9 protein-coding genes are annotated in these 11,899 nt (G+C 34.5%); 2 read left to right on the forward strand and 7 right to left on the reverse strand.

The window, feature by feature from the left end; translation table 11 throughout:
• Nucleotides 1-11: 11 nt before the first annotated feature.
• Together ACOYLP_RS02925 and ACOYLP_RS02930 are read right to left on the reverse strand one after the other, a co-directional pair.
• Nucleotides 12-923, reverse strand: a complete 912-nt coding sequence (locus ACOYLP_RS02925) for a LytR/AlgR family response regulator transcription factor (protein ID WP_422854678.1) — start codon at nt 921-923, stop codon at nt 12-14.
• Between the two features lie 343 nt (nt 924-1,266).
• A complete protein-coding gene (locus ACOYLP_RS02930; protein ID WP_422854679.1) occupies nt 1,267-2,808 on the reverse strand; it encodes a glycine--tRNA ligase in 1,542 nt (513 codons plus the stop codon).
• A 98-nt stretch (nt 2,809-2,906) separates the two neighbouring features.
• Between ACOYLP_RS02930 and ACOYLP_RS02935 the strand changes: the two genes are divergently transcribed.
• Both ACOYLP_RS02935 and ACOYLP_RS02940 read left to right on the forward strand, forming a co-directional pair.
• Complete coding sequence (locus ACOYLP_RS02935) at nt 2,907-3,590, forward strand: ComF family protein (protein WP_422854680.1); 684 nt, start codon at nt 2,907-2,909, stop codon at nt 3,588-3,590.
• 74 nt (nt 3,591-3,664) lie between these two features.
• Entirely contained in the window at nt 3,665-5,263 is a 1,599-nt protein-coding gene (locus ACOYLP_RS02940; protein ID WP_422854681.1) for an Ig-like domain-containing protein, read from the forward strand.
• Here ACOYLP_RS02940 and ACOYLP_RS02945 read toward each other — a convergent pair.
• From ACOYLP_RS02945 to ACOYLP_RS02965, 5 genes are all read right to left on the reverse strand, one after another.
• Entirely contained in the window at nt 5,256-6,020 is a 765-nt protein-coding gene (locus ACOYLP_RS02945) for an amidohydrolase (RefSeq protein WP_422854682.1), read from the reverse strand. The two genes, ACOYLP_RS02940 and ACOYLP_RS02945, sit on opposite strands and share 8 nt — an antisense overlap.
• Nucleotides 6,021-6,105: 85 nt before the next feature.
• A complete protein-coding gene (locus ACOYLP_RS02950) occupies nt 6,106-8,910 on the reverse strand; it encodes a GH92 family glycosyl hydrolase (protein WP_422854683.1) in 2,805 nt (934 codons plus the stop codon).
• 80 nt (nt 8,911-8,990) lie between these two features.
• Nucleotides 8,991-9,755: a succinate dehydrogenase/fumarate reductase iron-sulfur subunit gene (locus ACOYLP_RS02955; RefSeq protein ID WP_422854684.1), complete on the reverse strand. Its 765-nt coding sequence runs from the start codon at nt 9,753-9,755 to the stop codon at nt 8,991-8,993.
• 48 nt (nt 9,756-9,803) lie between these two features.
• Nucleotides 9,804-10,178: a four helix bundle protein gene (locus tag ACOYLP_RS02960; protein ID WP_422854685.1), complete on the reverse strand. Its 375-nt coding sequence runs from the start codon at nt 10,176-10,178 to the stop codon at nt 9,804-9,806.
• A gap of 28 nt (nt 10,179-10,206) precedes the next feature.
• Nucleotides 10,207-11,899: fumarate reductase/succinate dehydrogenase flavoprotein subunit (locus tag ACOYLP_RS02965; RefSeq protein WP_422854686.1), on the reverse strand; the 1,693-nt coding region annotated here is incomplete at its 5' end.

Here is an 11,899-nt window from a genome sequence, read left to right on the forward strand (position 1 = left end):
AGAATTTTCTTTTAAATCTCCAAATAGTTTCCGGCAGCTATTCGGCTAATGATTAAATCGACGTTCTCTTTATAGGATTTTGAGAACGGAAGTTTGGTTGTCGAGTTTTTAATATAGCAAACGGTGTTTCCAGTATGAATTCGCGACACCTGATTTACATTTATGATGTAACTGTTGTGTATGCGCAGAAATTGTGTTGACGGCAAAACGGTTTCAAAATGCTTTAAGGTTTTAAAAGCCGTAATCATTTCGCCATTATTCAAATGGATATCGGTAGAGTTGTTATCGGCCTCAAAATAAAGCACATCCTCTGAGTCAATATAACGATAATCCCCATACGATTTCACGCAAATAATAAGCGATTGCTGTTTTGGTATTTCTCTCGAAACTTCGGCTGGGCTCAATGTTGCAGATTGATTTACGTCTGTCGGTACATCTTTTACCTCAACATCATGTTCAGAGGTTTCTAATTCAACAACCAATGACTCATCTAAGACTTCGAAAGTAGCCACAGGATTTTTTTCTTCTAAATAGGGTAAATCAGATTTTATAGCTCGGTCAAATTTTAAAATGGCTTTTCTAAAATCATTGATATTTATAGGTTTTAGCAAATAATCAACAACCTCATACTGCAGAGCTTCATAAGCCAAATCCTTTTTGTTTGTTGTAACAATGATTTTGGGAACAATTCTTAAATAACGATACAATTCATTAATCAATGCTAAAGAAAGATTACTCTTTTTATCGGCTGGATCAATCTCGAGAAAAACTAAGCGGGGTTGGTGTTCCAAAATTAAGTTAAGACCATCGTCGTAATTATTTGCTGAAGCAACAAAGCTAAGATTCCTAAAACGCTCAGCTATAGCCTGAGTTTTTAAGATACTTCCTTTATCATCATCAATAATGATATACGTTTGGCTCATTAATGCTATTCCGTTAGAGATTTAGGGAAAGCACTAGATTAGGTAAAAATAACAGGTAGTTTTGGGGAAACTAATTGTTTATGCTAAAGACTATAATTATATTTAACTTAGAAAATAAATTCAATTAAACGTATCTATTTCTTTAAATCGAAAGTAAGTTTTTGGAGTTTTTATAATAGAAAATGTTGACAGAAATGCCGAATCTGTTAATATGTGATTTTTTAAAGGGAAATATTCTTACAAAAGAAAAATCCCGCACTCTTTTCAGAATTTGGGATGTTATCTTTTTTCGCCACTTTACCTTTGGACGTTTCCATCCTTCGCAACAATGACATTTATAGGTTTACATTTTCATTAGCCAATTTCTAATAGAAACCTCAGCATTTATAAGTCCGCGTAGTTCGGAAATCTTTACTCTGTCCTGAGCCATTGTATCTCTGTGTCGAATGGTAACGGTTTCATCTTCTAGAGTTTGGTGATCAACCGTAATACAAAACGGAGTTCCCAATGCATCTTGTCTTCGGTAACGGCGGCCAACAGCGTCTTTTTCGTCATAGGCTACGTTAAAATCCCATTTTAAATCTTCAATTATTTTTTGAGCTACTTCTGGTAATCCGTCTTTTTTTACCAATGGCAAAACGGCTGCTTTTGTTGGAGCTAATACGGAAGGTAAACGCAAAACGGTTCTTGTTGATCCATCTTCTAAAGTTTCTTCCTGTAATGATGTAGCAAAAACCGCCAAAAACATTCGGTCCAACCCAACTGAAGTTTCTACTACATAAGGAACGTAGTTTGAATTGGTTTCATTGTCAAAATATTGTAATTTTTTACCAGAATATTGTTCATGAGCTTTCAAATCGAAGTCAGTTCTCGAGTGAATTCCTTCCAATTCTTTGAAACCGAATGGGAAATTAAACTCAATATCAGCTGCGGCATTGGCATAATGTGCTAATTTTTCATGGTCATGGAAACGATAGTTTTCTTTGCCTAATCCCAAGGATAAATGCCAGTTTAAACGCGTGGTTTTCCAGTATTCGTACCATTTCATTTCTTCGCCCGGTTTCACAAAAAACTGCATTTCCATCTGTTCAAATTCACGCATGCGGAAAATGAACTGACGTGCCACAATCTCGTTACGGAAGGCTTTTCCGGTTTGTGCAATTCCGAAAGGAATCTTCATTCTACCCGTTTTTTGCACGTTTAAGAAATTCACAAAAATTCCTTGTGCGGTTTCCGGGCGCAAGTATAAATCCATAGCATTCTCAGCAGAAGCTCCCAATTTTGTTCCAAACATTAGGTTAAATTGACGCACTTCTGTCCAGTTTCTTGAACCGGTTTCTGGATCGGCAATTTCCAATTCTTCGATAAGGTTTTTTATATCTTCCAAATCTCCGTTACCTAAGGAACGTCCCATTCTTTCTAGAATTTCTCTTTCTTTCGAAAGATATTCCATCACTCTTGGATTGGTCGTTTTGTATTGCTCTTCGTCAAAAGAGTCTCCAAAACGCTCACGGGCTTTTTCGATTTCTTTTTTGGCTTTAAGGTTTAATTTTTCGGCATAATCCTCAATTAAAACATCAGCACGATATCTTTTTTTAGAGTCTTTGTTGTCAATTAACGGATCGTTAAACGCATCAACGTGACCGGAGGCTTTCCATGTGGTTGGATGCATAAGGATTGCGGCATCTAAACCGACAATGTTATCATGCATCTGCACCATTGCTTTCCACCAATATTCTCTAATATTTTTTTTTAATTCTACTCCGTTTTGAGCATAATCATACACTGCGCTCAATCCATCGTAAATTTCGCTTGACGGAAAAATAAATCCGTACTCTTTTGCATGCGAAACTACGTTCTTAAATATATCTTCTTGTTTTGCCATAATGCTGCAAAAATATAAAAACGGATTTTAAAAAAATGATTAAAAAACGATTAGAATTACATTTTTTTATACTTTTATGTAAGAAAATTTCTTTTTTTATGATTCGACATCTTATTAACCTATTTTTCCCAAAGTCTTGCGCAGGTTGTCATTCGTTTTTATTGAGTTCCGAAAAAGTAATTTGTACGCAATGTCGACATGAAATCCCGTTGACGAATCATCATAAAATTGAAGAAAACGAAGTGATTCAAAAATTTTATGGTAGAATTCCTTTAGAGTTTGGTTCTGCTTTGTTTTATTTCCATAAAAAAGGTATTGTACAAGAGATAATACATAAATTAAAATACAAAGGACAAGAAGAAATTGGGACAATTATTGGCAATTGGTATAGCGAAGAATTAGCGCATATAGAACAAATTAAAAAAATTGATTATATCATACCTGTTCCTCTCCATAAAACGCGACTACGCCAAAGAGGTTATAATCAAGTAGAAGGGTTTGGCAAAGCCTTATCTTCAAAACTTGAAATTCCATATAACAATGAACTTTTATATAGAAAATTATACACTAAAACTCAGACTAAAAAAGATTTTTTGGGAAGAGCTGATATGATTTCGACTGCTTTTGATGTTTCCTTTTCTGAAGATTATCATGGCAAGCATTTTTTGCTCATTGATGATGTGATTACTACTGGTTCAACACTTGAGGCTTGCAGTAGAGCTATTTTGAAAATTCCCAATGCTAAAATCAGTATTGTATGCATGGCGATGTCGCACCACTAAATGTTAAGTTTCCTCAAAAACATTTCATTCAAAGTAAATATAATTGTTATTTTGTGCTTTGATAAAACAGCAGTATGCCAAAATCTATTTTCAAGTTTTTATTCTTTGTTTTTATGTTGCTAATGATGAGTTGTGCCAAGCGTGGTTCGATTACCGGCGGCGATAAAGACACAATAGCTCCTGTTTTAAAAGCAAGTTTTCCTAAAAATTTCTCGACTAATTTTAATGGCAAGGAAATCAAATTGATTTTTGATGAATATGTCAAGTTAAAAAACATAAATAAACAGTTGATTATCTCTCCTCCAATGAAAAATCAACCTGAAATTTTACCACAAGCGGCAAGCAAAATACTAACGATTAAACTGAAAGACACGCTTCAACCAAATACTACTTATAGTTTCAATTTCGGACAAAGTATTGAAGATAATAACGAAGGGAATCCATATCAGCAATTCAAATATGTTTTTTCAACCGGAGCTTATATTGATTCTTTGAAAATAAATGTGAAGGTAAAAGATGCTTTGGAAAAGAAAGTAGATAATTTCGTTTCGGTGATGCTATATGAAATTAATGAGAAGTTTAATGATTCGACGATATACCAAGAATCTCCAAGATACATCACCAATACTTTAGACAGTTTGGAAGTCGTTACTGTTGAAAATATTAAAGCAGGGAAATATCTTTTGATAGCGTTGAAAGATAACGGAAATAATAAATTTAATCCAAAATCGGATAAAATTGGTTTCCAAAAACAATACATCACGATTCCAAACGATACTATTTTTGAACTCGACTTGTTCAAAGAAAAACTGCCTTTCAAAGCTATTAAGCCTACACAAGGTTCGGGTAATAAAATAATAATTGGCTATGAAGGCAATCCAAAAAGCATGAAGGTTTCCTTAAAACATGGCTCGGAGATTATTCCGACTTTGGTTACTCAATTTCCTAAAAAGGATTCCGTTCAGGTTTGGTTTAAACCCATAAAAGCAGACTCTTTGTATGTTGCTGTTGAAAAAGACAATTTCAGAAAAGAGTTTACAATTAATATGAAAAAGCAAAAAACGGACACTTTGAGCTTAACTCCTGATTTTTCAGGAATGCTTCCTTTAAGAGAGCGTTTTGCTATAAGTAGTTCAATTCCTTTAGTAAAGTTTGACAAATCAAAAATTGCTGTTTTAAATAAAGATTCTATAGCTGTTCCGTTTGAAACAGAATATGATGATTTTCAACAAAAATTGTATTTTAATTTCAACAAAGATCCTTTAGAAAAATATAAAATTCAATTAATGCCAGGTGCTTTAACCGATTTTTATGAAAAAGAAAACGATACGCTGACCTATAGAATTGCTACTAAAAATGCATCTGATTATGGCAATTTAAAGGTAATTTTAGAAAATTCGAAAAGATTTCCAATTATTGTTGAACTTACAGATAAAACCAGTAAAATTAAGGCGACAGCCTACACAGAAAACAATCCAATTGTTGAGTTTTTAGCACTTGAACCCGATAAATATACGTTGCGTATTATTTATGATGATAATAAAAACAAAGTATGGGACACAGGAAGTTTTATGGAAAAACGCCAAAGTGAAGAGGTTATTTATTTTCCAAAAGAGATTGATGTCCGGACCAATTGGGATGTAGAGCAGCCATTTAGTTTAGGTGCTAAATAATCTCGAATCTATCTCTGTCATTTAGAAAAGCTAACTTATTTCGTGTCTCGAAAAGTTTAGCTTTATTTAATTCTAAAATAAATACAGCGTCTGCTTCTTGTGGTTCTAACACATAATCCCCAAGAAAATCAACAACCTGAGAATGCCCCACATAGTCATGTTTGTTATGGTCATTTCCAATTCGGTTTACGCCAATTGTGTAACACATGTTTTCTACTGCTCTTGCTTTTAGCAAAATATCCCAAGCATTGACACGTGGTTTTGGCCAATTGGCAACATAAAGTAAGACATCATAATTCTCTTCATTTCTGGAAAAAACAGGAAAACGCAAATCGTAACAAACCAGTGGACAAATCCTGAAACCTTTATATTCAACAATCAATTTATCGATGCCGGCTGTATATGATTTGTGTTCGCCTGCAAGAGTAAACAAGTGCCTTTTGTCATAGGATTTGATATCGCCATTTGGAAAAACAAATACTAAACGATTGTAGTAATTGCCTTTTTCTTCAATTACCAAACTTCCTGTGATTGCGCAGTTTTTGGCTTTCGCTAGATGTTGAAGCCACAAAATCGTTTCTCCTTTCATGGTTTCAGCAACCACTTTTGGATTCATTGTAAATCCCGAAGAAAACATTTCGGGAAGCACAATTAAGTCGACTTCTTCCATAAAACCAGTGATTTTTTGAGCCAAATGACTTCGGTTTTCAGTTGGGTTTTCCCAAATAAGAGAAGTTTGTACAAGTGCTATTTTCATTTTATTCAGGCATTAGGCAATTGCCGATAGTGATTAGTAAAGTTACTATAAATTCTTGTGCTTTTGGCTGTTGGCTTATGTCTAGCTACTTAATAGTTATTTCATCAATAAAAATAAATACATCGCCACCAAAACCTTGATGCCATTCTGGCAATTTGCCAAAATTATACGCTTTAACTTTTACATATCGAGCATTGATTGGCTTTGTAGTATAGCTGAAATCTTTTATGCTGTTTTCCTCTTGTTTCGGATTTACATCATTACTGATGGTAGAGACTAAAGTAAAATTGATATTATCCATAGACGTATAATATTCCACTTTAGTTGGCATTAAAATCCAGGAACGTTGGTCTTGCAAATAATTGGAATGAAATTCGGAAATAGATTTTGGTTCCTGTAAATCTACAATGGCTTCAAAATCTTGACTTTGATAACCTTGCCAATCGCCTTTTCGCCAGTTAGTGGTGCCAAATATTCCGTCTAATAAACCGTCACTTCCTCCAGCATGATATTGTGGATTGTAAGTCGATTTGATATCGATGGTATAGTTGTTTGGTTTTTTGAAGAAAGTGGCTGAAACTTTATTGCTAATTTCTCCATTTTTGTTTTTTGAAAAAGCTACAACTCTTGACGATTCTGAAATATTTAATGCGCTTAAGTATGGAAAAAAATTGTTATTATCATCTGTTTGATTAGCATTTAAAATCGTGCAATATATCTTATCTTGAGGGTTTTGGGTAATAATTTCAACTTTTAGCTTATCCTTAAAAGATTTACTTTTAGCTTCAATAACAGGAACTCCATATGATATTTCAGGCAAAGCATAAGTTTCATTATTTTTTATTTTCCTTAAGAATTCGCTTAAGAATTTATAGTTATCACTATCATCCATAATTATACTTTCCCCGTTTTCTAAATTAATTTTTACTTGTTTAAAAATAGGTTTGGTAAACTGCCATTCATGTAATCCTGGTGTAACTTGATAAACTCCCATTGAACTCAAGACATACCAAGCGCTCATTTGCCCACAATCTTCGTTTCCTATCAAACCATCAGGAGTATTTTTGTAAAAATTATCTAAAATATAATGCACTTTTTCGGTCGTCTTTTCTGGCTTGCCAACATAATTATACAGATAAGCCATGTGATGGCTTGGTTCGTTTCCATGGGCGTATTGCCCAATTAATCCGGTTACATCAGCTTGTTCGCGACCTGTAGTTTTGCTTTCGCTATTAAACATTTCATCTAATTTGACTTCAAATTTTTCTTTCCCTCCATAGGCTAATATCATTCCCGGAACATTTTGAGGAACAAAAAACGAATATTGCCAAGAATTGCCTTCGGTGAAATTATTGTTGATTTCTTTGGCATCAAATGGTTTGTCCCAACCGCCGTTTTTCTTTGGTCGCATGAAACCGGTATTCCAATCGAAAATATTTTTCCAATTTTCTGAACGATTTATAAAATAGTAGAAGTCATTTGACTTTTTTAAAATTTGAGCCATTTGAGCAATACACCAATCGTCGTATGAATATTCTAAGGTTTTGGAAACGCTTTCGTGTTCGTCGTCCATCGAAATAAAACCTTGTTTTTTGTAGGCATCCAATCCTAAATGATCTAACATCGCCGAATGTTTTGCAGCTGCAAATGCTTTCTCGTAATCAAATCCAATAATGCCTTTTGCCATCGCATCTGCCATCACCGAAACGGAATGATACCCAATCATACAATCGGTTTCGTTGGAAGATAGTTCCCAAACAGGCAACCTTCCGCCTTGTTCATATTGTTTCAGAAAAGTATTTATGAAATCAGCCGTTCTTTTCTTTTCTATTAAAGTATACAACGGATGTGCTGCTCGAAACGTGTCCCAAAGCGAGAAAACCGAATAATACTCAAACCCTTCAGCTGTGTGAATTTGGTTGTCACGACCACGATATTTCCCGTCTATGTCTTGCGCAATATTCGGCTGTACCATCGTATGATACAATGCTGTATAAAAAATTGCCAATTTATCCTTATCTGATTCTGTTACTTCAATTTTTGATAATTGTTTGTTCCAAAGTTGTTCAGCATCTTTTTTTACTTTTTCAAAGTTCCACTCTTTTATTTCTGAACTATTTAATTTTGCTCCTTCAAAACCTGTTGGCGAAAGCGATACTTTTACTAAAATCTTTTCTCCTTTTTTAACTTGTTTGCAAAAACTAATTTTTAATTCTTCATCTCCAGTATACAATTCTTTTGGCTTGTTTTTTCCTTGTGAGTTATTAATTTTCATAGGAACATTAAATTCAATTCGAGCATATACATACTGATCTCTTGCCCAAGCCGAGCTTCTTCTTAAAACTTCAATAGTTTTAGCATCAATAACTCGAATGCTTCCTGCCAATAATTTGTCACGATGATTTAAATCCAAAATAATATTGGCCAGACCACTTTCATTAAAGGTATATTCATGAAAACCCACCCGAGTTGAGGATGTTAATCGAACATCGATATTATTCTTATCAAGTTTAACAGAGTAAAATCCTGCGCTAGCTTTTTCATTAGTATGAGAAAAAGTAGAACTATAAACTTTTGAATCTAAAGTTGGTTCGCCCATCGTTGGCATTAACATGATATCTCCATAATCTGAGACACCAGTTCCGTTAAGATGTGTATGTGAAAAACCGTAAATAACATTATCCGAATAATGATAACCAGAACATCCATCCCAACTTCCATCAATTCTAGTATCAGGAGAAAGTTGAACCATACCAAAAGGAACAGTGGCGCCAGGATATGTGTGACCGTGGCCACCAGTTCCAATCATTGGGTTGACATATTGATGGAAATTCTGTCCAATAGCCACAAAAGAAAAAAGCATTAACTGTAATGAAAGTAATTTATTCATTGCGTATTTGTTTACCTATCAAAGGTAAAAAAAACGTCCCGATGAATCGAGACGTTTTTTGGAATAAATCTATTTGTTTATTATCCTTTCAAACTTGCGGATAAGTATTCTCTATTCATTCGAGCAATATTTTCCAAAGAAATCCCTTTTGGACATTCTACTTCACAAGCTCCAGTATTGGTACAATTTCCAAAACCTTCTTCATCCATTTGGCGCACCATATTTAAAACACGTTCTGTAGCTTCTACTTTTCCTTGTGGTAATAAAGCATATTGTGAAACTTTGGCACCAACAAATAACATAGCTGAACCATTTTTACATGTTGCCACACAAGCGCCACAACCAATACATGCAGCAGCTTCAAAAGCTCTGTCGGCATCGTGTTTTGGAACTGGAGTTGCATTAGCATCAATAGTTCTGCCGGAAGTGTTTACCGAAACAAAACCTCCAGCTTGTTGAATTCTATCGAAAGCAGAACGATCAACAACTAAATCTTTAACAACTGGAAAAGCTTTACTTCTCCAAGGCTCAATATAGATAGTGTCACCATCTTTAAACTTACGCATGTGCAATTGGCAGGTTGTTGTCCCAGTTTCTGGACCATGTGCTCTACCATTGATATATAACGAACACATCCCACAAATTCCTTCCCGACAATCATGGTCGAAAGCAACTGGAGATTTTTTATCGTTGATTAATTGTTCGTTCAATTGGTCTAACATTTCCAAAAACGAACTTGCAGTAGAAACATTATCTAATTTATAAGTTTCCATACTTCCTTTAGATTTAGCATCTTTCTGACGCCAAATTTTAAGGTTTATATTGATGTTTTTTGCTGCGCTCATATTTTCTTTATTTAGCCAAAAGCTATAAGGCAAAAGGCATTAGTTTAACTATGATTTACTTGATTCTAATTTGTTTATAAATGAATTTATCATTTTACTTTCTTCTATAATTTGATTCATTAATTCAGAAAACAAAGTTTCATTTCTAATGAATTTTAATCTATTAGCTATTATCAGTTGAGTTTCTAATTCGAATAAAGAACCTCTTGAAATGCATAAGAAATGAATATAACTTTGAGTAGAATTTCTTCCATAACCTTCAGCTATATTTGAAGAAATTGAAATGGAAGCTCTTTTTAACTGACTTTTCAAAGCATAAATTTCTTCTTTTGGAAAATCTTCTACTAATTCATATAAATTAATTGCAATATCAATTCCTTTCTGCCAAATTAATAAATCTTTATATGAATTTATCCCACTCATTTACTAGTGCCTTTTGGCTACTGCCTAATTACTTATAATTACGTGCGGCTATTTTAATAAACTCGTATTTTAATTCTTCTTTGTGAAGTTCCGATTGACTAATGTCATTTCCTTTATACTCCCATGCGCCAACAAACGAGAAGTTTTCATCATCACGTAGTGTCTCTCCTTCGCTGTCTTGATATTCTTCTCTAAAATGTCCCCCACATGATTCATTACGTTGCAACGCATCCATAGCCATTAATTGTCCTAAATCCATTAAATCAGCAACACGAAGTGCTTTCTCTAGTTCAGGATTTAATTCTTCGTTACTTCCAGGAACATATACGTCTTTATAGAATTCTTCTTTCAAAGCAGCAACTTCTTCAATGGCTTGTTTTAATCCTTTTTCGTTACGAGCCATCCCTACTTTATTCCAAATAATTAACCCTAAACGTTTATGGAAATGATCTACCGATTTTGAACCGTTATTATTTAAAAAAGTCTCAATTGTTGTTTTTACACGATTTTCTGCTTCAGCAAATTCAGGTAAATCAGTAGAAATTTTTCCCGTTCTGATTTCGTCTGCTAAATAGTTAGAAACAGTATATGGTAATACAAAATAACCATCGGCCAACCCTTGCATTAAAGCAGAAGCACCTAATCTATTAGCTCCATGATCTGAGAAATTAGCTTCGCCTGCAACGAAACAACCTGGAATTGTAGATTGTAAATTATAATCTACCCAAACGCCGCCCATGGTATAGTGAACCGCTGGATAAATTTTCATCGGAGTTTCATATGGATTTTCATCTGTAATTTTTTCATACATCGCGAAAAGATTACCGTATTTTTCTTCTAACCATTGTTTTCCTAAAGAAGTTATTTCATCCGCTGTTGGATTATGATTTCCTTTCGCATAAGCAGCCTGCTTGCCTTTGTTTTGAATTTCTGAAGAAAAATCTAAATATACACCTTCATTCGTATCATTCGCTTCAATTCCGAAACCTTGATCACACAATTCTTTTGCAGCTCTTGATGCTACATCACGTGGAACTAAATTACCAAAAGCAGGATATCTTCTTTCCAAGAAATAGTCCCTGTCATCTTCTTTTAGTTGTGTTGGCTTTAATTTTCCTTCGCGGATTGCTTGTGCATCTTCTTTTTTCTTTGGTACCCATATACGTCCAGAATTACGAAGCGACTCTGACATTAAGGTTAATTTTGCCTGATTGGTGCCGTGAACAGGAATACAAGTTGGGTGAATTTGAACAAAACAAGGATTAGCAAATAAGGCGCCTTGTTTGTGGATTTTCCAGGCTGCCGTTACGTTACTTCCCATAGCATTTGTGGAAAGAAAATATACATTTCCATAACCTCCAGACGCAATAATTACAGCATGAGCTGCATGTCTTTCTAATTCTCCTGTAACCAAATTACGAGCAATAATTCCACGCGCTTTCCCATCTACTTTTACTAAATCTAGCATTTCATGGCGACTGAACATTTTTACTCGACCTAAACCAATCTGTCTTGATAAGGCAGAATAGGCTCCAAGTAATAATTGTTGCCCAGTTTGCCCTGCAGCATAAAAGGTACGTTGAACTTGCGTTCCACCAAACGAACGGTTATCTAATAATCCAGCATAGTCACGTGCAAACGGAACACCTTGAGCCACGCATTGGTCAATAATATTTGACGAAACTTCAGCTAAACGGTGAACGTTAGCTTCTCTTGCTCTA

The organism is Flavobacterium sp., assembly GCF_049318325.1.
Classification (GTDB): Bacteria; Bacteroidota; Bacteroidia; order Flavobacteriales; family Flavobacteriaceae; genus Flavobacterium.

Bases quoted from the DNA above. Each gene is read 5' to 3' on its own strand.
- ACOYLP_RS02940 (WP_422854681.1), top strand. From the start codon at position 3,665: ATGCCAAAATCTATTTTCAAGTTTTTATTCTTTGTTTTTATGTTGCTA.
- ACOYLP_RS02955 (WP_422854684.1), bottom strand. From the start codon at position 9,755: ATGAGCGCAGCAAAAAACATCAATATAAACCTTAAAATTTGGCGTCAG.
- ACOYLP_RS02925 (WP_422854678.1), bottom strand. From the start codon at position 923: ATGAGCCAAACGTATATCATTATTGATGATGATAAAGGAAGTATCTTA.
- ACOYLP_RS02960 (WP_422854685.1), bottom strand. From the start codon at position 10,178: ATGAGTGGGATAAATTCATATAAAGATTTATTAATTTGGCAGAAAGGA.
- ACOYLP_RS02945 (WP_422854682.1), bottom strand. From the start codon at position 6,020: ATGAAAATAGCACTTGTACAAACTTCTCTTATTTGGGAAAACCCAACT.
- ACOYLP_RS02935 (WP_422854680.1), top strand. From the start codon at position 2,907: ATGATTCGACATCTTATTAACCTATTTTTCCCAAAGTCTTGCGCAGGT.
- ACOYLP_RS02930 (WP_422854679.1), bottom strand. From the start codon at position 2,808: ATGGCAAAACAAGAAGATATATTTAAGAACGTAGTTTCGCATGCAAAA.
- ACOYLP_RS02950 (WP_422854683.1), bottom strand. From the start codon at position 8,910: ATGAATAAATTACTTTCATTACAGTTAATGCTTTTTTCTTTTGTGGCT.